The organism is Labrenzia sp. 011, assembly GCF_003075075.1.
In the GTDB taxonomy this organism is placed as follows: domain Bacteria; phylum Pseudomonadota; class Alphaproteobacteria; order Rhizobiales; family Stappiaceae; genus Roseibium.
Genome location: NZ_QCYM01000003.1, coordinates 161,997 through 185,849 on the forward strand (window position 1 = coordinate 161,997; position 23,853 = coordinate 185,849).

Here is a 23,853-nt window from a genome sequence, read left to right on the forward strand (position 1 = left end):
AGGGCTGAGGAGAGATTATGGTGCGCGGACTTGATCATCTTGTCGTCGCGGTGAAGGATCTCGACGCCGCCTTCCGGACCTACTCGGCTCTCGGCTTTACCGTGACGCCCGAGAACCGGCATGCCTGGGGAACTTCCAACCGGCTGATCCAGCTCGACGGGTTTTTCATCGAGCTTCTGGCCGTTGCCGATCCGGAGCTGATCGAGCAACCGGAAGAAGGCGCCTTTTCCTTCGGCGCGTTCAACCGGGATTTCCTCACCAGGCGGGAAGGGGCCAGCATGCTGGTTCTCGAAAGCCGGGATCCGGAACGCGACCGGGCGGATTTCGCGGATGCCGGTCTGCAGACCTTCGAGCCGTTCTCCTTCGAACGGGTCGCCAATCTCGCTGACGGCTCCACCGCTAGGGTCGCTTTCGATCTGACCTTCCTGCGTGATCCCCTGGCGCCGAAGATCGGCTATTTTACCTGTCACAACAGATATCCGGAAAATTTCTGGAAGCCGGCTTTCCAGAACCACGAAAACGGGGCGCAGAGCGTCAAGGCGGTTTACCTGCTGGCGGAAGATCCGTCCGACCATCACGAATTTCTCGGTGGCATGACCGGCCAGCGGGAAATGCGGGCCACTAGCCTGGGCGTCGAACTGCAGACGCCGCGCGGGAAAATTTCCGTTCTGACACCGCGCGCTTTCCGCGACCTGCTGGGCGAAGAGGCCGCGAATGCGGTGCATGGTGACGTTCCGCAAATCGCTGCGCTGGAAATTTCCTGCAAGGGGCTTGGGGAAACGAAGACAATCCCGGCGAGCGACCTCTTCGGCCTGACGCTGGTTCTTTCGCCCGCATTTCCATAGCGTCCGACGCTGACTGGTCTGTGCGATTTGCGCGGACAGTGTTTCGCTTGCCGGCAAAACAGTATCACAACGTCAAGGAAGTTATTCGTTTACAGGCCGGCTAGTTCAGCAAAATTGTCTTGTTGAATCAACCAGTCTTCTTATAGTGATGGCCGTTCATGCGCCTTGATGCGATTGCCTGAACCAAAGGGTTCGGACTGCGGAGTTTAAGAATGATCTTTTTGAATTTGCCTATTCTACCCCGTTCCCTAGCGTTTGCAGCAGTTGCATCCGTCCTGCTTGCAGGGTGTTCCGACGATTCGAAAAAAGCGGCGGCGCCAGCCGCGCCACCGCCGGCGGTAACCGTCGCGAAGGTCACCAGCCAGACAATCAGGCAAAGCGCTAATTTCGTCGGACAGGTCGCGGCAATCGACCAGGTGAATCTGGTTGCCCGCGTCAGCGGCTTTCTGGAGAAGAAAGCGGTTGCGGACGGATCGATGGTGAAAAAGGGAGACCTGATCTTCACGATTGAAAAGGCGCAATATGAAGCCGCACTGATGAAGGCCAAGGCGGATCTGGCCAGTGCAAAGGCCGAAGCCGCGCTGAAGTCCGCCAACGAAAAACGCGACAAGGACCTTCTTGAGAAGGGCCACATTTCCGAAGCCGCCTATGAAGCGACACTGGCGCAGAAGCAGCAGGCCGCAGCTGCTGTGGAATCGGCGCAGTCCGAGCTTCAGCAGGCAGAGCTCAATCTCAGCTACACCGACATCGCCGCGCCCTTCGCAGGTCAGCTGGGAAAGACGACCTACAGTGTCGGAGAAGTGGTCGGCCCGACCACGGACCCGCTTGCAACCCTCATCAGCCTTGCCCCGGTCTACGTCGATTTTTCGGTCAGCGAGGCCCAGTACCTCAATGCGGTGAAAACGCACGGTATCGACCCGACGGATATTTCTCCGGACAAGTCGCCGTCGATCAAGCTCGTCCTGCCGAACGGCACCAATTATGATGAAACGGGCAAGATCGTCTTCATCGACAACAAGGTGGATGCGGCCACGGGGACGATTTCCTTCCGCGGCCAGTTCGAAAACAAGGACAACCGCCTGCTTTCGGGAACATACGTCACGGTCGTCCTTGAAGCTCCCAAGACCGAGGCCGCGCTGGTCGTTCCCCAGGCCGCCATTCAGCGCGACCAGCAGGGCGCTTTCGCCCTGGCGATTACCTCCGACAAGAAAGTCGAACAGAGATACGTCGATCTGGCCCAGCAGATCGAGACGAATTATGTCGTCACCAAGGGGTTGAAGGAAGGCGACGAAGTGATCGTCGAAGGCCTGCAGAAAGTGCGGCCGGGCGTCGTGGTCAATCCGGTTCTTGCCACCAAGCCGGCGGAGAAAAGCTAGATGTTGTCACGCTTTTTCATCTACCGGCCGAAGTTCGCTCTGGTCATTTCCATCGTGATCACGATTGCCGGTGTGCTGGGGTATCTCGCGCTGCCGGTTGAGCAGTTTCCGGACATCACGCCGCCGGTGGTCAATGTGACCGCGACCTATACGGGCGCGAGCGCCGAAGTACTGGAAGAAACGGTTGCCGCCCCGATCGAGGGGCAGGTGAACGGCGTCGACAACATGATCTACATGCAGTCGACCAGCTCCGCCAGCGGTACCTATTCCCTCAATGTGACATTCGCGGTCGGCACCGATCCCGATATTGCCACGGTCAATGTGCAGAACCGGGTCAGCCAGGCCACCAGCCAGCTGCCGAGTGACGTGACGGCCCAGGGGGTGACGGTTCAAAAGTCCAGTACCAACATGCTGCTGGTGGTCACGCTCTATTCGCCCAAGGGCACATACGACCCGGTTTTCCTGTCGAACTATGCGTCCATCAATTTGAAGGACACGCTGGCCCGTGTTCCCGGTGTCGGCCGGGCGGATGTCATGACGGACTTCGCCTATGGCATGCGCATCTGGCTCGATCCCGACAAGTTGACCAGCCTCGGCATGACACCGAGCGATTTCATCGCGGCGGTTCAGGACCAGAACATACAGGTCGCGGCCGGTCAGATCGGTGCGCCGCCGTCCCCTGACGGCCAGCAGTTCCAGTATACGGTCAAGGCCGAGGGACGGCTGTCGACGCCGGAGGAATTCGAGCAGATCATTCTGCGGACCGGTAGCGACGGTGCTGTCGTGACCATCGGCGATGTCGCCCGTGTGGAACTCGGTGCACAGAACTACAGTGCGACCGGTGAATTCAACGGCAAATCGGCAACTGTCCTCGCCATCTACCAGGCTCCCGGAGCGAATGCCCTGCAGGTGTCGACCGCCGTTCTGGCGCGTCTGGACAGTCTTGCGAAGAACTTTCCGCCGGACATGGCTTACGGTGTGCCGTTCAACACCACAGACTTCGTGCAGCAATCCCTCGATGACGTGATCACCACGCTGTTCCTGACCTTCATGCTGGTGGTCACGGTGGTGTTCATCTTCCTTGGCAACTGGCGTGCGACCATCATTCCGACCGTCGCCATTCCGGTTTCGCTGATCGGAACCTTCGCCGTTCTGCTGGCGCTGGGAATGTCGCTGAACACGATTTCTCTGTTCGCTCTGGTGCTGGCCATCGGGATCGTGGTGGATGATGCGATCGTGGTCGTCGAAAACGTGGAACGCATCATCTCCGATGAAGGGCTTCCCCCCAAGGAGGCAACGACAAAGGCGATGGAGCAGATCACCAGCCCGGTGATCGCGACCACGCTCGTGCTTCTGGCCGTCTTCGTGCCGACCATCTTCATGCCGGGCATCACCGGTCGACTGTATTCCCAGTTCGCCGTGACCATTTCGGTCTCTGTGGTTATTTCCTCCATCAATGCGCTGACACTTTCTCCGGCGCTGTGCGGGTTGATCCTGAAAGCACGCTCCGGTCCGCCGCGCGGTATCATGGGTGTGTTCGACCGGGGCATCACTTCCGTGCGCAACGGCTATACCGCCATTGTCCGGCGTCTCGTGCGGGTCGCCTTTATCGGCCTCGTCGTTGTTGCCGGCGTTGTCGCGCTGATCGTGACGCTCGGCGGTTCGCTGCCGCAGGGCTTCCTGCCGTCCGAGGACCAGGGGTATCTCATGGTCGACGTCCAGTTGCCGGACGGCGCGTCTCTTGCCCGAACCGAAGTGGTCACCACGCAGATCACCGACCTGGTCTCGAAAACGGCCGGTGTCGCGGATGTGGTGGTCGTCAACGGCTATTCCATCCTCAATGGTGCGTCGTCTTCAAACGCGGCGCTGGTGATCGCCACCATGACCGGCTGGTCGGAACGTCAGGCACCGGATCTGCGCATCAATGCGATCCTGGGCAAGTTCTGGGCGGAATTCTCGACCATTCCCGGCGCGAGTATCATTGCCTTCAACCCGCCGCCCATCCCGGGGCTGGGGACAACCGGCGGTGTGCAGGCGATGCTGCAGCAGACTGGAGACGGTTCGCCGCAGGATCTTGCTTCCGCAGTCGGCTCGATGGTCTATTCCGCCAACCAGAGTCCCGAGATTTCCCGGGCCTATTCGACGTTCCGGGCCAATGTTCCGCAGATTTTCGTGGATCTGGACCGGCAGAAGGCAAAGACACTGGGCATCGAGATTTCGGATGTCTTCGTGACGCTGCAGTCCTATCTGGGGTCCTATTATATCAACGACTTCAACATTTTCGGCCGTGTCTACCGTGTGATGATCCAGGCGGAAGGGGAATACCGTGACAGGGTGGAGGATATCGGGCGCCTGTATGTGCGCGCGACGGACGGAACAATGGTGCCGATGCGAAGCATCCTGACCACCCAGAACATCCTCGGGCCGCAGATCCTGACCCGGTACAACATGTTCCGTTCGGCAGCCATCATGGCAGATCCGGCCCCGGGGGCATCGACCGGTGTCGTGATCAACGAGGTCGAAGCCGCCGCGAGCCAGGCTCTGCCGCCCGGTTATGCCTATGAATGGACCGGAACGGCCCTGCAGCAGCTTGGGTCCGGACAGATCGTGATCTTCATTCTGATGCTGTCGATCCTGTTCACCTACCTGTTTCTGGTGGCCCAGTATGAAAGCTGGACCATGCCGGTGGCGATCCTGATGTCGGTGTCCTTTGCCATCCTCGGCGCCCTGGTGGCCGTGTTCGTGACAGGAGGCGACGTCAATCTCTATACGCAGATCGGAATGATCATGCTGGTGGGAATGGGGGCTAAGAACGCCATCCTGATCGTCGAGTTTGCCATGGAGCAAAGGGATAGCGGCAAGTCCATCCTCGATGCAGGCGTGGAGGCGGCGCATCTGCGCTTCAGGGCCGTGATGATGACGGCCCTGTCGTTCCTGCTCGGTGTGGTTCCGCTCATGACGGCTTCCAGCGCCGGCGCGGCCAGCCAGAAGGCGATCGGCTTCGCGGTGTTCGGCGGCATGCTGTTCGCAACGTCGATCGGTATCCTGCTGATCCCGATCCTCTATGTCAGCCTGCAGACCATCCGCGAAACGGTCAAGGGCTGGCTGGGCGGCCATTCCGCGAAGGAACCGGAAGCTCCGGCGGCCTGAAGGCCGGAGCTCTCGGAGCATTCAAGCGACCGGAAAACTTCTGATGACCTGAAACTGACGTAACGCCGGGCGGAAATATCCGCCCGGCTTTTTCGTTTCACGCGGGCATTCAAATCTGCTGTGGCGGAACCCGGCGGGCGCTGCCCGGTACGACAGAGGCACGACGGCTGCAATCCACGATGCCTCGCCGACATGCGGCAGACGAATTCATGCGGATCCGGATTGGATATCGGGGGAGTTTGGTGAGCCGACAGGGGTTCGAACCCTGGACCTACTGATTAAAAGTCAGTTGCTCTACCAGCTGAGCTATCGGCTCTCACCATGGACTGGAATGAGGCGTTGTCTAATGGTTCCGGGGACTTAGCGCAACCCTTTATTTGGGAAAAATGGCCCCTGTGGATACGCTGTTTTCAGCCGGGTCTCTAAAAATCCGCCGCCACCGGCAAACGGCTGTTTCCCTGAGGGGAACGGTCCTTCCGTCCTCGGAGCCATATCAGCTGAAATCCTGCAGGTTTCCGTATCTTCCGGTGGTCTCCCCGCGAGCCGGTGCGAATGGGTGCGGGCGCCATGCTCCTGGCGCGGGGCCGTGACGTCGCTGCAGCAGGACAGAAACACATCGGGGGGAAAGCCATCGTGGCGCGAGCGTCTGTCGCAGCAAAGGTCGCTGATGACTCTCGCACTTTTTGCCGGGTTACAGCAGCGCACATTGTGAGTAGGTAAATTTCTTGCAGTATATGTCCCCTCATTAAAATACCTAATGGTATTCATTGTGATGCGGGAAGCGAATGTTTTCCGACATATTGATTTCTAATATTCATTTTTAAGAAAATAACGATTGTTCTCCTGCAAAAACTGTCAGGTAGCGTGAAAATTCACTGTAGGGTAAAGTTGTCGGGTGCAAGAGAGGTTATATGCAGATACCAACAGCTGATACAGAAACGAACTCCGTCGAGTTCGATTTTGTCAAGGGACATATCGCGGCGACGATGACCCTTATCCATGGGTTGATCGATCAGGGTCTGATCGACCGGAAGACTCTTGATGCCTTCTTCGCAGCTTTTCTCGGCGATCTTCCCCACAGCCGGGAAACCCTTGGTTTGCGACTGATCCTGGATCAGTGGCGGCAGGGGCTGCGGGACGGTGAAGACGAAGAAGAGCTGGAGGGCAAGCTTTTCGAAGTGATCCTGGGAGGAAAAAACAACTGATCTGATGTGGATATGACCGGCTGAGGCAGAGGGGCCGGAACATATTCGAATATCGCGGATTTTGGGTGGGGGCGCGTCAGCGCCTTTTTTGCTGTCCGTCGTTCAATCTAATTCCACCTGAAGTGCAAGGAAGACTGGTCTTGCCTTTGGCGGTTTGCTATCCCTTGAAGAGGTTGTGTTGCGCCGATCCGGACCGAAGAGGGTAGAGTTTCATCTTGTCCAGGAGCCTGTTGCGCGGGGTCGTTCCGCGGAAATGGAAATCTCCGCTGAAGAGAGTCGGGTTTTCGGTTGCCGCAGCATTCTGCGAGCTGCTCGGAGTCCTCTGTTTCCTGCCGATAATTTTCACGTCGGCCCAGGCGAGCGATCAAACGTTCATCACGGTCGGCACCGCCGGCGTGACGGGGGTTTATTTCCCAACCGGCGGCGCGACCTGCAAGATCGTCAATCTGAGCCGCGCCGAGCATGGTGTGCGGTGCTCGGTTGAAACGACTTCCGGCTCGATTTCCAATATCAGGCTGATCCGCTCCGGTGAGCTGGATTTCGGCTACGTCCAGTCCGACTGGCAGCATCATGCCTATTTCGGTACGTCGGTGTTCGAGGAGGCCGGTCCCTTCGACGATCTGCGTTCCGTGTTTTCCCTGCATTCGGAAGTGGCGACGGCCGTGGTCAGGGAAGGGGCGGGATTCCGGGAGTTTGACGACCTGAAGTCCGCCAGGATCAATATCGGCAGCAAGGGGTCCGGGTCGGCCGCGTCCTGGAATGCGCTTATCAGCCGGCTGGGCTGGACTGGGAAAGACCAGCTGAATCTCTCGAACCTGAAGACATCGGAGCTTGCCGATGCCCTTTGTTCGGGAAAGATCGATGCCTATTTCGAGTTGATCGGACACCCCGCCAGCCTCATCGAGGAAACCCGTGAGCAATGCGATATCCGTCTGCTCGATATCGAAAGCGATGCAGTGGACGCACTGCTGAGCGCCACGCCCTATTACATGAAAGCGAGCATACCGGCCGAATTCTACGGGCTTTCCAGGCCCGTCAATTCCTTCGGTGTCATGGCCACCTTCGTGACGTCCGCAAAGATGCCGGACGATATCGTCTATACGGTGGTCAAGGCGGTCTTTGACTATTTCGACAGTTTCAAGCGACTGCATCCTGCCTTGAGCCGGCTTGACGTCGACGAGATGGTTTCCGACCGCATGCCGGCGCCGCTTCATCCTGGCGCATTGAAGTTTTATCGGGAACACGGCTTACTGCCGACCAGCGACTAGAAAACTTCGACTTTCAGGCCTGTGCAAACAGGAAATCCAATCTTTCACCGTGATACGGAACCATGCCCGTAACGCTCCGGAGCCGAACCCGTTCCTCTCCAAAAGGTGACTGGCAATTGTCTTTGTCCTACCGGGAATTCGACCTAAACCAGTGAGCCTTGAAAGAGCGGGAAACGGACCAAGCCTATTCCCCGGAATGAAATCTCGAACCTGCCGGAACCCTCATGATCCAGGATGTATCCATTATCGGCGCCGCACTGGCCGGTCTTCTGTCTTTTGTCTCCCCTTGTGTTCTGCCGCTTGTGCCGCCCTATCTGGGGTTTCTGGCCGGGGTGTCGCTGGAGCAACTGACAGGGGAGGATGACGAAGCGGGAAACGCGTCGCGAAAAGCCTTCTTCAGCGCTCTGGTCTTCGTGCTCGGATTTTCGACGGTGTTTGTGCTTCTGGGGGCGACGGCAAGCTTTTTCGGTCAGTTCATTCGCGCCTATCTGGACTATTTCGGCTATATCGCAGGTGCTGCGATCATCGTGATGGGGTTGCATTTCCTGGGGGTTTTCCGGATCGGCTTTCTCTATCGTGAGGCGCGCATCCATGTCGACAAGAAGCCGGCCGGACCCTTGGGGGCCTATGTCATCGGACTGGCATTTGGATTTGGCTGGACGCCCTGTGTAGGGCCGATCCTGGCAGCAATCCTGTTCGTTGCGGGGAGCGAGGAGACTGTCGGGCAGGGGGCCTTGCTCCTGAGCGCCTATGCACTCGGCCTGGGAATTCCATTTCTCGTTGCTGCCCTTTTCGCGGGTCCGTTTCTGAAATTCATGAAACGCTTCCGCAAGCATATGGGAGTTGTCGAAAAAACGATGGGCGTGGTTCTGGTGCTGACCGGGATCATGTTCCTGACCGGTCAGATGGCGGTCCTGTCGTATTGGCTGCTGGAGACATTTCCCGTCATGCAGACCCTCGGATAGTCACCAACGCGAATGCAGCGGGGGAAACCGGACATTCCTGCAAGGTCTTCAGAAGGCCGAGCTTCGGAATTGTGCGGTCGTCACCAGGGTTTCCCCCGCAAACAGGACCGGATGGCACAGTGCGGTGACTTCAAGCAGATGAAGGCAGGCGACCGCAGCATCGGCAGCATTCGCAAACGGACCTACAAGCAGGGAAACCCTGCCTTTCGAATCCGGCGGCCTGCTGAGCAGAGGCGTCAGATCGTGCATCCGTTCCCGGTTCTGTTCCTTGAATCTTGCCCAGGCAGCCGCGGCGGCGGCCTCGGATTCATAACGACCGATCACGGCTCCGAAATCGCTGCGATTGACCAGGCTATCCCCGCTGCTGCTGACCTTTCCTGCCGGACCGGAAGGCACAATGACGGTCGGCTGGGAGTCCGGGGTGGTAGGCGTCGCCTCGAATGATTCCGGAGATGGCTTTGCGTCTTGCGGCGGAATCGATCCCGTTGACCGGGAACTGTCCCTGGCATCCGGCAATGTGACGATCCGCACAGGTTCCTGTGTGTCGATATCAAGCTCGGCGATGGCCGGACGAGGTTCCTCGTTGCGATAAAGGGTGATCCGGCGCGGAGGGGTTTCCGGCGACGGCCGGGAAACGTCAACAGCAGGAGCAGAGGGCGGCGGACCTTCGGTGTCTCCAGCGGCATCCGGCCGGAGCACGGGCACATTGGCTGACGGAGCCGACTTTGCCGCTCCGGATCCGGACAGCCGGGAAATTGTTTCGGGAGCCGGCATCGTGACGATCACGCCCGGACCGGGTTCGACCGCATTCCTGCCTTCATCGGAAGCGGTATGAGCCGATGCGGAGAGTTTGCCCACCGCCACTTCCTGTTCGAGTGCGGCGATGCGGCGTGAATAGGCCAGATTCTGTTCCGCCAATGCGCTTAAGCGGCGACGCAAGCTGACAAGTTCGCGCTGCAGGACTTCGATCTGGCTGCTCGTCAGGTCGGAGGTGTTTCCATGGCGCGCTGTTCCCGGCATCTGCATGATGCCGATCGACTTGGTCGGGCCGGAGGAGCCGATGGAAGCGGTCGTCGAAATGTCTCCGCCAGACGGCAGAGGCATGCCACCGAACGACATGCTTTCGGCTGACGACAGGAACTTCTGACTGCCAAACTGGAAGGAGGCGAGACCGACAGTTCCCATGAGAACCGCGGCAAATGCCCATGACAAAAGACCGACACGCGAAGGCGTGAAGGTGTCCCGGATGATTTCCCGGACAGTCAACTTGGGCTGCGGTTCATACAAGACGCCTGTTTCCCGAATCCTGTTGGCGAATCTGAACGATGATAGCGTATCAGTCGTTGATTATGGTTAACGAAACGCAAACCGGCCTTCCGGGTCAGGCAGATCTTTCAATGTTCTGTGGATCGGGGCATATAGAGCGCGAAACGGTTCTGCCGTGCTCCCATTTCTGACACTGGAACTTTCATGACAGCACGTACTTGCCTCTCGATCATTCTCGCCGCCGGTCTGGGGACACGCATGAAGTCCAGCCTCCCCAAGGTCATGCATGAAATCGGCGGGCTGCCCCTGGTCGGGCATGTGCTCAAGGCGCTCGCGGCAGCCGGTTCCGAACGGATTGCCGTGGTCACCGGACCGGAGGCCTCCGCGCTGGAAGCCTTTGTCTACAAGCAGGCTCCGGATGCCCGCTGTTATGTGCAGCAGGATCGGCTGGGAACCGCGCATGCCGCACTCGCCGCGAGACCTGCGCTGGACATCGATGCGGACGACGTGCTGGTTCTTTTCGGCGATACGCCGCTTGTGACGCCGGAAACCATTGCGATGGTCCGGCAGGTTCTTGCGGACGGTGCGGATCTGGCGGTGCTCGGGTTTGAAACCGGAAAGCCGTTCGGATACGGGCGGTTGCTGACGGAAGACGGTCGCCTGGTCGCCATTCGCGAAGAAAAGGATGCCTCGGAGGAGGAGCGCCGGGTCACCTTCTGCAACTCCGGCATCATGGGGTTTGCCGGGCGAAACGCCCTGTCTCTGCTGGAGGCGGTCGGCAACGACAATGCCAAGGGCGAATACTATCTGACGGACGCCGTCGAGATCGCGAACGCGCGCGGACTGAAGGTCGTGGCGGTCTCCGGAACGGAGACCGAAACCCAGGGTATCAACACGCGGGCGCAGTTGGCGTCCTGCGAAGCGGATTTCCAGGAGCGGATGCGCCAGGGGGCGATGGACAAGGGGTGCACCCTTCTGGCTCCGCAGACCGTCTTCTTTTCCCACGACACGCATCTGGAAGCGGACGTACTCATCGAACAGAATGTGGTCTTCGGTCCCGGAGTGAAAGTGGCCGGCGGCGCCCGGATCCGTGCCTTCAGTCATCTGGAAGGAGCGGTTGTCGGACCGGGAAGCGTCGTTGGTCCGTATGCCCGTCTGCGCCCGGGGGCGGTTCTGGAAGCCGATACACGCATCGGAAATTTCGTCGAGGTCAAGAACGCGACCTTCGGGGCGGGGGCCAAGGCCAACCATCTCAGCTATGTGGGCGATGCCAGTGTCGGATCCGGGTCCAACATCGGTGCCGGTACCATCACCTGCAATTACGACGGTTTCCTGAAACACAGGACCGAAATCGGCGCGGGAAGTTTCGTCGGATCCAATTCGACGCTGGTCGCACCCGTCAAGCTGGGGGACGGCGTTTTCGTGGCTGCCGGAAGTGTCATCACCGATGATGTCCTGCCGGATGCTCTCGCCTTCGGCAGGTCGCGGCAGAGTGTCAAGGAGGGCCAGGCCGCGGCGCTGCGCAGGCGCCTCAAGGCGGAAAAAGACCGCAAATCATGAAGTTCAGGCGGCAGCTCCGCCATATGTCACGTTCTGAAACAGGGTTTGATTTCAGCACCGGCCGCGATTTCGTCTAAGCCATTGCTGTCTGTAGGCTATTCTTGAAAAGGTTTTCTGCATGTGTGGAATCGTTGGTGTTCTGGGGAAGGTCGATGCTGCTCCGCGGATCGTGGACTCGCTCAAACGGCTGGAATACCGGGGATATGATTCCGCCGGCGTGGCGACACTTGTCGACGGGGCGCTCGTCCGGCGCCGTGCCGAAGGCAAGTTGCGGAACCTGGAGACGGCGCTCGAAAAGACGCCCTTGAAGGGAACGTCCGGCATCGGCCATACGCGATGGGCAACCCATGGCGCTCCAACCGTTTCCAATGCCCATCCCCATCAGGCCGGTTCCGTCGCGGTCGTGCACAATGGCATCATCGAAAACTTTCTCGAGCTGCGCGAGGAGATCGCGGCTGCCGGCGCGGTGCTGGAAACGGACACGGATACGGAAGTTGTCGCCCATCTGCTCAATCTCGCGCTGTCGAAAGGTCTGTCTGCTCCGGATGCGGTTGCGGCGGTACTGCCGCGCCTGAAGGGAGCCTTTGCGCTGGCTATGCTGTTTGCCGGGCAGGACGACCTTCTGATCGGCGCTCGCAAAGGGTCCCCCCTGGCCATCGGTCATGGCGACGGTGAAATGTTCCTCGGATCGGACGCCATCGCCCTGTCGCCCTTCACGGACAGGATCACCTATCTGGAGGAAGGGGACTGGGCTGTGCTGACCCGGTCCGGCGTCCGGATATTCGATCGGGACAACCAGCCGGTCGAGCGGCCGGAGGCAAAATCAGCCGTGACCTCCAGCCTGATGGACAAGGGCAATTACAAGCACTTCATGGCCAAGGAAATCCATGAGCAGCCGGAAGTTCTCGGGCATACTCTGTCGCGCTATTTCGATTACGGCACGCAGGAAGCCAGCGTTGCCGGCGCGGAGAGCCTGAAATTCAAGGACCTGTCGCGCCTGATCATCACGGCCTGCGGAACGGCCTATCTTGCGGGCCTGGTGTCCAAATACTGGTTCGAAAAATATGCCCGCCTGCCGGTCGAAATCGATATCGCCAGCGAGTTCCGCTACCGCGAAACGCCGGTGAGCGACAAGGACGCGGCGCTGGTCATTTCCCAGTCCGGCGAAACCGCCGACACGCTTGCCTCGCTGCGTTACTGCAAGGAAAACGGGGCGGCGATAGGCGCAATTGTCAATGTGCCGGAAAGTACGATCGCGCGTGAATCCGACATGGTTTTCCCCACGATCGCGGGACCGGAAATCGGCGTCGCCTCAACCAAGGCCTTCACCTGCCAGCTTGCGGTTCTGGCTGCGCTTGCACTGCAGGCGGGCCGTGAAAGGGGTGTCCTGTCCGCGGAGCGGGAACGGAAGCTGGTGGCGGAGCTGACCGAAGCGCCAAGTCTGGCCCTGAAGGCACTTGCCGCAGAGAGCGAGATCGAAAAACTGGCGCTTTCCTTGTCCAAAGCCAAGGACGCGCTTTATCTCGGGCGGGCGACCAGTTATCCGCTTGCGCTGGAAGGCGCCCTGAAGCTGAAAGAGCTGTCCTACATTCATGCGGAAGGCTATGCGGCCGGGGAACTGAAACACGGTCCCATCGCCCTGATCGACGAGAACATGCCGGTCTTCGTCATCGCGCCTCATGACGCCATCTACGAGAAAACCGTTTCCAACATGCAGGAGGTCGCGGCCCGCGGCGGCCGGATCGTTCTTATCACCGATGCGCGCGGAGCCTCGGAAAGCGGTAACTCGGCCGAGAACGTCGTGATCATGCCCGACATGTCCGATATCGTCGCGCCAATCATCTATGCGCTTCCCGTTCAGCTGATCGCCTATCACACGGCCGTCTTCATGGGGACCGACGTCGATCAGCCACGCAATCTGGCGAAGTCGGTGACGGTGGAATAGGCGATGGGGAATATGCCGGGGGCCCTGATCGTTCCGTTCGAGGAGCGGTTTCGGAGCGAAGTCATTGCCCTGTGGGAGAAATGCGGCCTGACCCGGCCATGGAATGATCCAGACAAGGATATCGACCGCAAGCTCACGGACCGCAACGGCGCCTTTCCGGTGCTGTTGCTGAACGGAAAAGTCATCGGGTCCGTGATGGTCAGCTATGATGGTCATCGCGGATCGGTCTATTATCTGAGTGTCGATCCGGCGCATCAGAGCGAAGGCCTCGGGCAAATGCTCATGGCCCATTGCGAGGACTTTCTCCTGGGGCTCGGGTGTCCAAAGGTGAACCTGTTCGTCCGCCGGGGAAACGAAGGCGTGATGCGTTTTTACGAAAAGCTCGGTTACGCCGAGGACGCGGCCGTGCCTCTGGGAAAGCGTCTCATTCCGGACAGTTAGGCCCGTTGTCGTCCGGGCCGGAGGGGCGGCTTAGGACATAGATGGCGGAGCCGGTCATGAAGACCGCGACAAGCAGGGCCAGCCAAAGACCAGGCCGGACGGTCAAATAGAACATGGCATATCCGAAAATCATGCCGCAGAGGGCGAGTATCTTGGCCTTTGCGGGGATTGCTCCGTGGTCTCTCCAGGCGAGAACCGGCGGCCCGAAGACGGGATGGCCCAACAGTCTTTTTTCGAGTTCCGGCGAGGAGCGGGCAAAACAGGCTGCCGCCAGGATGAAAAAGATGGTACTCGGCAGGATCGGCAAAAACGCACCGGCTATTCCCAGTCCCGTTAAACCGGTTCCGAGAAATTTGAATGTGGTTCGCCGCAAGTCTGCCTCCGATTCCGGCACATTTCGGGTAAATCGCTGAAAAATAATTCACGCGAAGGATACCGTACCGAGATTAAGATGCTTATCTAAGTGCGGTCTGGTGAAAAGACAAACGTCAAAAGGACTTCGAGCGTGTTTCACCCATGAGCCGAAACAAACATAAATCAGACGATCCGCAGATTAAAGGTCATCGCCCGGGGGCGGCCACGCGTCTGCGCAACTATTTTCTGACCGGTCTGGTGATCACCGGACCCATCGGGATCACCCTGTGGCTGACATGGACGATCATCAAGTGGGTCGACGGCTGGGTTAAGCCCTTCGTGCCGAAGATCTACAATCCCGATACCTATCTGCCGTTTCCCATACCGGGGTTCGGACTTATCGTTGCATTCTTCGTTCTGACCATCGTCGGGTTTCTTGCAGCCAATTTCCTGGGCCGCAGCCTTATTTCCGTGGGCGAGAGCATTGTCGGTCGTATGCCGCTTGTTCGCAACATTTACAGTGGCTTGAAGCAGATTTTTGAGACGGTGCTTGATGAGCGGGGCAGCAGTTTCACCAAGGCTGCGCTGATCGAGTATCCCCGTCGGGGGCTCTGGGCGATCGTGTTCATTTCCACCGACACCAAGGGCGAGGTCGCCCGACGTCTCAAGGATGATGCGGATACGGTGTCGGTTTTCCTGCCGACCACCCCCAACCCCACGTCCGGGTTTCTGCTGTTCGTTCCCAGGGAAGATGTCGTCGAACTCAACATGAGCGTCGAAGATGCGGCGAAACTGGTGATTTCGGCCGGTCTCGTCAGTCCCAAATATCCGGATATCCTGGAAGATGCGATTGCCGATCCCGCGCAGATGAAGAAGGTCAGGACGTCCGAGGACGCCTGATCAACCGGCGCGCAGCAGGCGAATGGCGGCATCCCGTCCGAACAGATAGAGCAGACAGCGAAGCGCTTCGCCGCGTGGTGAGTTGAGATCCGGATCGGTCTCCAGGATCAGCCGGGCGTCATCGCGGGCGACTTCCATCAGGTCGGCATGCTCTTCCGCCCTTGCGATCCTGAAACCCGGCATGCCGGATTGCCGGGTGCCGAGAATTTCCCCGCCGCCGCGCAGTTTCAGGTCCTCTTCGGCGATCAGGAAGCCATCGTTGGTCTGGCGCATGATGTTGAGACGCGCGCCCGCGGTTTCGCCGAGCGGGCCCTTGTAGAGCAGCACGCAGGAGGAGGGCTTGTCGCCGCGACCGACACGGCCCCTCAGCTGGTGCAGCTGGGCAAGGCCGAAACGCTCTGCGTGTTCGATGACGATGATGGTGGCATCCGGGACATCGACCCCGACTTCGATCACCGTGGTTGCAACAAGAATTCTGGTGGCGCCGGACTTGAAGTCCGACATGGCGGCCTCCTTTTCCTCGGCATTCATCCGGCCGTGAACCAGGGACACCCTCTGCCCCAGGACATGCTCCAGAACCCGGTGACGTTCCTCGACGGCGGCCAGGTCGATCTTCTCCGACTCCTCGACGAGCGGACACACCCAATAGACCTTCTGTCCCTCGGCCACCGCCGCGCCGATCCGCGTGATGATCTCGTCAAGCCGGTCGAGCGAGACGGAAACGGTCGTGACGGGTTTGCGGCCCGCGGGCTTGTCGGTGAGCTTGGAGACATCCATGTCGCCAAAGCAGGTCAGCACCAGGGTGCGCGGGATCGGAGTGGCAGTCATGACGAGGACATCGACGCCCTGGCCCTTGGCGGAAAGCGCGAGGCGCTGGTGCACGCCGAACCGGTGCTGTTCGTCGACGACGACCAGGCCGAGGTTGCGAAAGGTCACGGTGCCCTGGAACAGGGCGTGAGTGCCGACCACCAGGTCGATCTCGCCGGCGTCGAGCTGCTCCTGCCGCAGGCGCCGGTCCTTCTGGCTGTCCTTGCCGGTCATCAGGGCTAGACGGATGCCGGCTTTTTCGCAGAGCGGGGCCATGGAGGCGTAATGCTGGCGGGCGAGAATTTCCGTCGGTGCCATCAGCGCGCCCTGGGCACCGGTCTCTATGACCTGGGCAAGAGCGGCCAGGGCGACGACGGTCTTGCCGGAGCCGACATCCCCCTGAAGCAGCCGCAGCATGCGCACGGGTCTGGCAAGGTCCTCGTTGATCTCCCTGATCGCAACGCTCTGGCTGCCCGTGAGCTGAAACGGCAGGGCATCGATCACAGCCTGCTGCATGGCGCCGCTCGGCGCACGGGCAATACCGCCAAGCGTGCGCATGTGGGCGCGTACCATCGCCAGGGCAAGCTGGCTGGCCAGAAGTTCGTCATAGGCAAGACGCTGTACATAGGGGGACGCAGGCTCGATGTCGCTGCGTTCCTTCGGCATGTGCACCGTCCGCAGAGCCTCCGCGAAATCCGGCCAGGCCGTCTTGTGCAGATAAGCCTCGTTCATCCACTCGGGCAGATGGGGCAGCTTGTCGAGCGCGGCCTTGACGGCCTTTTGCAGCGTTTTGGCGGCTAGGCCGGCCGTCAGCGGATAGACCGGCTCGATGGTCGGCATCTGCTCGGCTTCTTCAGGCTTGAGCGAATAATCCGGATGGACCATCTGCGGACGCTCGTTGAACCATTCGACCTTGCCGGAAACGATCCGCCTTTCTCCTTCGGGAAAGGTTTTCTGCAGCCAGTCCAGGCGCGGATGGAAAAAGACGAAGGTGATCTGTCCGGTGTCGTCGTGGGCGGAAATCCGGTAGGGCGCCCTGGAATTGCGCGGCGGGGCCATGTGCCTGCCGATGGTCACATCCAGGGTGACGATGTCGCCGTTTTCCGAATAGGCGATTCCGGGCGTATGGCGACGGTCGATCAGGCTATGGGGCAGGTGAAACAGCAGATCGGCGACCGTCGCGTCCCGTTCCGGCTGACTGCCGACCAGAGCGGACACGAGTTTCGCGATTTTCGGACCGATCCCGGGAAGCGTCGAGACAGGGGCAAACAGGGGATCAAGGACCGGGGGGCGCATATTCGGTGTCAAAGCCTCTGGATGGCGGCGGGCGGGATCGGCGAACGTGGCCTGGAGCCCTGTTCTGCCATGAAGGCGCCATGGGGCGCAACAATCGGAACATTCTGTGAACTCGGACGCTGACAAGCCGGAACACTGACGTTATATATCCGGCACGATCAGTCCCGGGTCCGCGCTCCTGTCGAAACGAAGACAGTTTCCCGAGTGCCACCCGCCAGTTCCAGATAGGCTTTTCATGTCCGAAATGTCCGGCAGCAGCAATGACACGTCTCCCACGGAGAGAGAGCCGAGGCTCAAGAAGATCCTGTTCCGGTGCTGGCACCGGGGCATGAAGGAAATGGATCTTCTGCTGGGCGGATTCGCGGAGGCGGAGATCGACCGGCTGACGGAAGAGGAACTCCGTGAACTGGAGCATCTTCTGACCGCCAACGATCAGGACCTTTACGCCTGGATGACCGGCCGCAAGCCTCTGCCGCAGGAGTGGGACGGGCCGCTTTACCGCCGAATCATCGCCTATCACAAGATTGCCGGCCCCGCCGGAAACGTCTGATAACACCAACAAGGACGAATTGCCGTGTTTGACAGCCTGCTCAAAGATCAGGCCAACGTCACGCTGGCCGGCGTGCCCGATGGGGCCGAAAGCTATGCGTTGGCGCGACTTATGGCCGAAAGCGGGTCGAAGGGGCTGGCGCTGGTGTTCGTCGCCCGTGACGCCACCCGCATGGCGATGGCCGGCGAGGCGCTGGCATTCTTCGACCCCGATGCCGAAATCCTGCAACTGCCGGCCTGGGACTGTCTTCCCTATGACAGGGTGTCTCCCAATCCGGCCATCAGTGCCCGGCGGCTCCTGGCCCTTGGGCAGCTTGCCCGCGGCGTAGGAGACGGCAGGAAGACCATTCTGCTGACCACGTTGAACGCGGCGTTGCAGCGCATGCCCGAGCGGTCCTTCATGGCCGAGCAGACCCTGTCCATGGCGCCCGGCAACCAGATCGACATGACCGCCATTTCCGCCTGGCTGGAAATGAACGGATTTTCACGCACGCCAACGGTGCGCGAGACCGGGGAATATGCCGTGCGCGGCGGGATCGTCGATCTGTTCGCCCCGGGGGCCGAGGAACCGGTTCGTCTCGATTTCTTCGGCGACACGCTGGAATCGATTCGCTCCTTCAATGCCGAAACCCAGAGAACCTCCCGGCAGCTCAAGCGGCTGGATCTGGTGCCGATGAGTGAAGTGGTCCTATCCGAAGAGGCAATATCCCGCTTCCGCCGCTCCTATCTGGCCAACTTCGGAGCCGCAAGCCGGGAAGATGTTCTCTATCAATCGATCAGTGACGGGCGCCGCTATGCGGGCATGGAACACTGGCTGCCGCTGTTCCACGACCGGCTGGAAACGCTGTTCGATTATATCGGCGACGCTCCCGTCGTGCTCGACACCAGCGCCTCGGACGCGGTGCGTGAACGGGTCGATCAGATCGACGAGTACTACAAGGCCCGGCAGGAGGCTCGCGAGATGGGAGGCGCTGCCGGCACCGTTCCCTACATGCCGGTTGCCCCCGACAGTCTTTACTTCACCGAGCGGGAATGGACCGCGGCGGTTGCCGACCGGGCCAGCGCCGCCCTGGATCCCTTCACGCCACCTCCGGGCAGCGGCAAGGCGGTTGTCGAACTGGGCGGGCGTCAGGGGCGCAGTTTTGCCGCCGAGCGCGCGGCGGGCGACATCAACATCTTTGATGCCCTGGCCGTCCATGTGCGCGACTTGCAGAAAGCCGGCAAGAAAACCGTCATTGCCTGCTGGTCGGAGGGCTCCCGGGACCGTCTGGGACAGATCCTTGAGGATCACGGTCTCGGATCGGTGCGGCTCGTAGATACGCTCGCGCAGGCGAAGGGCCTTCCCGCGAATACATCGGGCCTGTGTATCCTGGGCATCGAGCACGGGTTCGAGCTCAAGGATATCGTCTTTATCGGCGAACAGGACATTCTGGGCGACCGGCTGGTGCGCAAGTCGCGCCGCAAGGCCAAGGGCGCCAATGTCATTACCGAGGCGACAGGTCTTGCGGAAGGGGATCTGGTTGTCCATCTCGAGCATGGTATCGGCCGTTTCATCGGCCTGAAGACCATCGAGGCGGTCGGCGCGCCGCATGACTGCCTGGAACTGCAATATGCAGGCGGTGACAAGCTCTATCTGCCCGTCGAGAATATCGAGCTTCTGTCCCGCTACGGGTCGGAGGACCAGGAGGCCCAGCTCGACAAGCTGGGTGGCGGTGCCTGGCAGGCGCGCAAAGCGAAACTCAAGAAGCGCATCCTTGAAATTGCCGATGGCCTGATCAAGACGGCTGCCGCCCGCGCGCTGAAAACCGCACCTGTGGTGGAAACGCCGGAAGGGGTCTACGACGAATTCTCGACCCGTTTCCCCTACGAGGAAACGGAAGATCAGCTGGGCGCCATCGATGCTGTCTTCGATGACCTGGCCTCCGGCCGGCCGATGGACCGGCTGGTTTGCGGCGATGTAGGTTTCGGGAAGACCGAAGTCGCGCTTCGTGCATCCTTCGTCACGGCCATGTCCGGCCGGCAGGTGGCCGTGGTTGTGCCGACGACACTTCTGGCGCGGCAGCATTTCAAGACGTTTTCCGAACGCTTTCACGGCCTGCCCATCAATGTCGCCCATGCCTCGCGCCTGGTGCCGGGAAAACAGCTCAGTCAGACCAAGAAGGGCATTGCGGACGGTTCGGTCGATATCGTTATCGGGACCCATGCGCTGCTCGGCAAATCGATCCAGTTCCGCGACCTCAGCCTGCTGATCATCGACGAGGAACAGCATTTCGGTGTGAAGCACAAGGAACGGCTGAAGGAACTGAAGTCGGACGTCCATGTGCTGACCCTGTCGGCAACGCCGATACCCAGGACGCTGCAACTGGCGCTCACAGGGGTGCGCGAACTGTCCCTGATCGCGACCCCGCCGGTGGACCGGCTGGCCGTGCGCACCTTCGTCTCGCCCTTCGACCCGCTGGTGGTGCGCGAGGCCTTGCTTCGCGAGCATTACCGGGGCGGTCAGAGTTTCTATGTCTGTCCGCGCCTGTCGGATCTGGCGGAACGGCGGGCCTTCCTTGAGGAAAACGTGCCGGAACTCAAGGTTGCCGTTGCGCATGGCCAGATGCCGCCAAGCGAACTGGAAGACGTGATGAACGCCTTCTACGAAGGCAAATACAACGTGCTGCTCTCGACGACGATCGTGGAGTCCGGTCTGGATATTCCCACCGCCAACACCCTGATCGTCCACCGGGCGGACATGTTCGGCCTGTCGCAGCTCTACCAGCTGCGCGGCCGGGTGGGACGGTCGAAAACCAGGGCCTATGCACTGTTTACCGTCCCGGCCAACAAGACGCTGACGGCAACGGCGGAACGCAGGCTGAAGGTGCTGCAATCCCTCGAGACCCTGGGGGCGGGGTTTCAGCTTGCCAGCCACGACCTGGATATCCGCGGGGCAGGGAACCTGCTCGGGGAGGAACAGTCTGGCCACGTCAAGGAAGTCGGGTTCGAGCTTTACCAGCAGATGCTGGAAGAAGCTGTCGCCCAGCTGAAGGACGGCGGCGCCGATCTCGGGGAGGAACAGTGGTCGCCGCAGATCAATATCGGCACACCTGTTCTGATTCCGGAAGCCTATGTTGCGGATCTGCAACTGCGGCTGCAGCTTTACCGGCGCCTCGGCGACGTGACGGAGGCGGAAGAAATCGATGCCTTCGGTGCGGAACTGATCGACCGTTTCGGCCCATTGCCGGTCGAGGTGCAGCATCTTCTCAAGATCGTCTATATCAAGGGGCTTTGCCGCAAGGCGAATGTGGAGAAGGTGGACGCCGGGCCGAAGGGCATTGTCATTACTTTCCGCAACAGCGAATTCGCCAATCCGGCCGGACTGGTGGGCTATATCGCCGAGCAGGGCGTTCTGGCCAAGATCCGGCCGGACCAGAAAGTGGTGCTCACCCGTGACTGGGAGAAGACGGATGACCGTCTGAAGGGCACGGCAACCGTCCTGACCAAGCTGGCGCGGCTGGCAGCGGCCTGACCGCTGCGGGATGGCAACGCCCGGCTGGCGCGCGCGTCCGGTTCAGAGCCGATGTGCCGCGTCTAGTGGCTATCGTCCGGCCAGCCTCCGGCGCCGACGAGGGGAACGAAGGCAACCTCGCCATGAGAGACCGTCTCGAACTCCGATTCGGACAGGCGCGTTATTTTCAGCAACTCCTGATAGCGGCTGTTCGAGCCGACCGGGAGGACGAGCCGGCCGCCGGTCTTGAGCTGCTGTTTGAGCACCTCGGGAACCGATGGTGCTCCGGCCGCAACGGCGATTGCGTCGAAAGGAGCTTCCCGGGGATAGCCCAGGCTGCCGTCGGCGCAGATCACGCGAACGGTCGGATAGCCGGCCTTCAGGAGGTTTTCGCGGGCGATGTCGACCAGTTCCGGCATGCGTTCTATCGTGATGACCTCGTCTGAAAGTTCCGCCAGGACGGCCGCCGCATAACCGCAGCCTGTGCCGATTTCCAGTACCTTGCTGTTGCCGGACAGATCGAGCAACTCGCACATGAGCGCCACCATATAGGGCTGGGAGATGGTCTGACCGCAGCCGATCGGCAAGGGGCCGTCATTGTAGGACGCGGCCTGCTGCGCGGCGGGAACGAAAATGTGGCGGGGAACCTTGCGCATGGCGGACAGGACGCGCTGGTCGCGTATGCCGCGGCCTTCAAGCTGCCGCAGGACCATTTCCTTGCGCTGGTATTTCATCTGATTCACGGCGGTGCTCCGGACGTGGTCACAATATTTGCGTGCATTTGAACGGCTTTCGCAAGACTCTATTAAACCTAAGCCCGCATAGTGAACGGACAAAGAGGCCATGAGTTAAGCGTTAAGGTCCAAGAGTGCCCCGAGCAGCAACGCGTCAGCGAAAAAAATCCGTATTCCGCCGATTGATCACGCCTGCAATCGCCATCGCAGCGCTTGGATATTTCGGCTTTCATGCCATGAATGGCGAGCTGGGTCTCGTCGGTCGCGCCATGATCGAGCGGCAGGTGACGGAACTTGAAACCGAACTTGCGGCGCTGTCCGCCGAGCGGCAGGAGCTTCAGGCCCGCGTCAGCCTGCTGCGACCGGAAAGTCTCGATCCGGATATGCTGGACGAACGGGCACGTCTCAATCTCAACCTGGTCCACAGCAATGAGCTGGTCGTCCTGCGTCCGGGTCATCGTTACGATGTAAACTGAAAACCAGTTTATTGTCTTTCCTTAACCGGGATCTGGTTAAAAATTAATACACGTAGCGAATACAATAATTTACCCCGATAATCGACTGGGAGATATACGGATTGGATTGACAGCGGCAACAGGATAAGTTGCTGCTAGAAGTCTTAGGGGAAACGCCACGTCGAGATGAGGGTAATGGCCGCAACATCAAAGACCACCTCCGCTAGCTCAAAGAGCACCAGCCGGACCCGCAGCTCCGCCAAGAAGGCCGAGCCTGCGATCGCCGAGTTCGATAAGGAACAGGAACTTCACGCTTACCGCGAAATGCTTCTGATCCGCCGATTTGAGGAGAAGGCCGGACAATTGTACGGCATGGGCCTCATCGGCGGATTTTGTCATTTGTACATCGGGCAGGAAGCCGTTGTCGTCGGATTGCAGATGGCCAAGCAGGACGGTGACCAGATGATCACCGGCTATCGCGACCATGGTCACATGCTGGCAATGGATCTCGATCCGAAAGGCGTCATGGCCGAATTGACCGGACGCCGGGGCGGCCTGTCGAAGGGCAAGGGCGGCTCGATGCACATGTTCTCGAAGGAGAAACACTTCTTCGGCGGTCACGGCATCGTCGGGGCGCAGGTGTCCCTGGGAACAGGTCTCGGGTTTGCCAACAAGTATCGTGAAAACGGCAATGTCGCGATGGCGTTCTTCGGCGATGGTGCCTCCAACCAGGGCCAGGTGTACGAAAGCTTCAACATGGCCGAGCTGTGGAAGCTGCCGGTCGTCTATGTGATCGAGAACAACAAATACGGCATGGGCACCAGTGTCGCCCGCGCTTCGGCTACGACGGATCTCTCGCAGCGCGGCGACTCCTTCGGCATACCGGGCGAACAGGTCGACGGAATGGACGTGCGCGCCGTCAACGCCGCTGCCGCCAAGGCGCTTGAATGGTGCCGTTCGGGCAAGGGGCCGTATATTCTCGAAATGATCACCTACCGCTATCGCGGCCATTCCATGTCCGACCCGGCGAAATACCGCTCCAAGGACGAAGTTCAGAAGATGCGGACCGAGCATGACCCCATCGAGCAGGTGCGCAAGCGCCTCATCGACAAGAAATGGGCGACCGAAGAGGATCTGAAGGGCATCGACAAGGATGTCCGAGCGCGGGTCGCGGAAGCGGCGGAATTTGCGCAGACCGATCCCGAGCCGGATGCATCCGAGCTTTACACCGATATCTTGATTTAACG

Annotated in this window: 18 protein-coding genes and 1 tRNA gene; 14 read left to right on the top strand and 5 right to left on the bottom strand. The window is 60.1% G+C overall.

Going from position 1 to position 23,853, the window contains the following annotated elements; genetic code table 11:
- The first annotated feature begins 17 nt into the window (after nucleotides 1–17).
- The 3 genes from DCO57_RS05605 (at nucleotide 18) to DCO57_RS05615 (ending at nucleotide 5,371) form a co-directional block, all read left to right on the top strand.
- The gene (locus DCO57_RS05605) at nucleotides 18–845 is read left to right on the top strand and encodes a VOC family protein (protein WP_116697885.1); all 828 of its coding nucleotides are present in this window, start codon (nucleotides 18–20) and stop codon (nucleotides 843–845) included.
- 212 nt (nucleotides 846–1,057) lie between these two features.
- Nucleotides 1,058–2,221 carry an efflux RND transporter periplasmic adaptor subunit gene (locus DCO57_RS05610; RefSeq protein ID WP_116697886.1) on the top strand — a complete coding sequence of 388 codons (1,164 nt, stop codon included), beginning with the start codon at nucleotides 1,058–1,060 and terminating at the stop codon, nucleotides 2,219–2,221.
- Complete coding sequence (locus DCO57_RS05615; protein WP_116697887.1) at nucleotides 2,222–5,371, top strand: multidrug efflux RND transporter permease subunit; 3,150 nt, start codon at nucleotides 2,222–2,224, stop codon at nucleotides 5,369–5,371.
- A 240-nt stretch (nucleotides 5,372–5,611) separates the two neighbouring features.
- Here the strand turns inward: DCO57_RS05615 and DCO57_RS05620 are convergent.
- Nucleotides 5,612–5,687: transfer RNA gene (locus DCO57_RS05620), tRNA-Lys, on the bottom strand.
- 595 nt (nucleotides 5,688–6,282) lie between these two features.
- Here DCO57_RS05620 and DCO57_RS05625 point away from each other — a divergent pair.
- The 3 genes from DCO57_RS05625 (at nucleotide 6,283) to DCO57_RS05635 (ending at nucleotide 8,809) form a co-directional block, all read left to right on the top strand.
- Entirely contained in the window at nucleotides 6,283–6,576 is a 294-nt protein-coding gene (locus DCO57_RS05625; RefSeq protein WP_116697888.1) for a hypothetical protein, read from the top strand.
- 230 nt (nucleotides 6,577–6,806) lie between these two features.
- Nucleotides 6,807–7,844 carry a TAXI family TRAP transporter solute-binding subunit gene (locus DCO57_RS05630; protein ID WP_244287888.1) on the top strand — a complete coding sequence of 346 codons (1,038 nt, stop codon included), beginning with the start codon at nucleotides 6,807–6,809 and terminating at the stop codon, nucleotides 7,842–7,844.
- A gap of 224 nt (nucleotides 7,845–8,068) precedes the next feature.
- Entirely contained in the window at nucleotides 8,069–8,809 is a 741-nt protein-coding gene (locus DCO57_RS05635) for a cytochrome c biogenesis protein CcdA (RefSeq protein ID WP_116697889.1), read from the top strand.
- Nucleotides 8,810–8,857: 48 nt separating this feature from the next.
- Here DCO57_RS05635 and DCO57_RS05640 read toward each other — a convergent pair whose 3' ends face one another.
- The gene (locus tag DCO57_RS05640) at nucleotides 8,858–10,096 is read right to left on the bottom strand and encodes a hypothetical protein (RefSeq protein ID WP_116697890.1); all 1,239 of its coding nucleotides are present in this window, start codon (nucleotides 10,094–10,096) and stop codon (nucleotides 8,858–8,860) included.
- A 183-nt stretch (nucleotides 10,097–10,279) separates the two neighbouring features.
- On the opposite strand from DCO57_RS05640, the gene glmU reads away from it, so the two are divergent.
- The 3 genes from glmU to DCO57_RS05655 all read left to right on the top strand — a co-directional run bounded on the left by glmU (nucleotide 10,280) and on the right by DCO57_RS05655 (nucleotide 14,021).
- The gene (gene glmU, locus DCO57_RS05645; protein WP_116697891.1) at nucleotides 10,280–11,635 is read left to right on the top strand and encodes a bifunctional UDP-N-acetylglucosamine diphosphorylase/glucosamine-1-phosphate N-acetyltransferase GlmU; all 1,356 of its coding nucleotides are present in this window, start codon (nucleotides 10,280–10,282) and stop codon (nucleotides 11,633–11,635) included.
- A gap of 118 nt (nucleotides 11,636–11,753) precedes the next feature.
- Entirely contained in the window at nucleotides 11,754–13,580 is a 1,827-nt protein-coding gene (glmS, locus tag DCO57_RS05650; protein ID WP_116697892.1) for a glutamine--fructose-6-phosphate transaminase (isomerizing), read from the top strand.
- 3 nt (nucleotides 13,581–13,583) lie between these two features.
- Nucleotides 13,584–14,021 carry a GNAT family acetyltransferase gene (locus DCO57_RS05655; RefSeq protein WP_244287884.1) on the top strand — a complete coding sequence of 146 codons (438 nt, stop codon included), beginning with the start codon at nucleotides 13,584–13,586 and terminating at the stop codon, nucleotides 14,019–14,021.
- Here DCO57_RS05655 and DCO57_RS05660 read toward each other — a convergent pair.
- Entirely contained in the window at nucleotides 14,005–14,394 is a 390-nt protein-coding gene (locus DCO57_RS05660) for a YbaN family protein (protein WP_244287885.1), read from the bottom strand. The two genes, DCO57_RS05655 and DCO57_RS05660, sit on opposite strands and share 17 nt — an antisense overlap.
- A gap of 143 nt (nucleotides 14,395–14,537) precedes the next feature.
- Between DCO57_RS05660 and DCO57_RS05665 the strand changes: the two genes are divergently transcribed.
- A complete protein-coding gene (locus tag DCO57_RS05665) occupies nucleotides 14,538–15,275 on the top strand; it encodes a DUF502 domain-containing protein (RefSeq protein ID WP_116697894.1) in 738 nt (245 codons plus the stop codon).
- Here DCO57_RS05665 and recG read toward each other — a convergent pair whose 3' ends face one another.
- Nucleotides 15,276–17,378 carry an ATP-dependent DNA helicase RecG gene (recG, locus tag DCO57_RS05670; protein WP_116697895.1) on the bottom strand — a complete coding sequence of 701 codons (2,103 nt, stop codon included), beginning with the start codon at nucleotides 17,376–17,378 and terminating at the stop codon, nucleotides 15,276–15,278. It lies immediately after the preceding gene.
- A gap of 235 nt (nucleotides 17,379–17,613) precedes the next feature.
- On the opposite strand from recG, the gene DCO57_RS05675 reads away from it, so the two are divergent.
- Nucleotides 17,614–17,928: a succinate dehydrogenase assembly factor 2 gene (locus tag DCO57_RS05675; RefSeq protein WP_116697896.1), complete on the top strand. Its 315-nt coding sequence runs from the start codon at nucleotides 17,614–17,616 to the stop codon at nucleotides 17,926–17,928.
- Between the two features lie 24 nt (nucleotides 17,929–17,952).
- Nucleotides 17,953–21,438 carry a transcription-repair coupling factor gene (gene mfd, locus DCO57_RS05680; protein ID WP_116697897.1) on the top strand — a complete coding sequence of 1,162 codons (3,486 nt, stop codon included), beginning with the start codon at nucleotides 17,953–17,955 and terminating at the stop codon, nucleotides 21,436–21,438.
- Between the two features lie 62 nt (nucleotides 21,439–21,500).
- Here the strand turns inward: mfd and DCO57_RS05685 are convergent, their stop codons facing one another.
- Nucleotides 21,501–22,151: a protein-L-isoaspartate(D-aspartate) O-methyltransferase gene (locus DCO57_RS05685; RefSeq protein WP_116697994.1), complete on the bottom strand. Its 651-nt coding sequence runs from the start codon at nucleotides 22,149–22,151 to the stop codon at nucleotides 21,501–21,503.
- Between the two features lie 182 nt (nucleotides 22,152–22,333).
- On the opposite strand from DCO57_RS05685, the gene DCO57_RS05690 reads away from it, so the two are divergent.
- Together DCO57_RS05690 and pdhA are read left to right on the top strand one after the other, a co-directional pair.
- The gene (locus DCO57_RS05690) at nucleotides 22,334–22,627 is read left to right on the top strand and encodes a septum formation initiator family protein (RefSeq protein WP_116697898.1); all 294 of its coding nucleotides are present in this window, start codon (nucleotides 22,334–22,336) and stop codon (nucleotides 22,625–22,627) included.
- Between the two features lie 174 nt (nucleotides 22,628–22,801).
- The gene (pdhA, locus tag DCO57_RS05695; protein ID WP_116697899.1) at nucleotides 22,802–23,851 is read left to right on the top strand and encodes a pyruvate dehydrogenase (acetyl-transferring) E1 component subunit alpha; all 1,050 of its coding nucleotides are present in this window, start codon (nucleotides 22,802–22,804) and stop codon (nucleotides 23,849–23,851) included.
- Nucleotides 23,852–23,853: the final 2 nt, after the last annotated feature.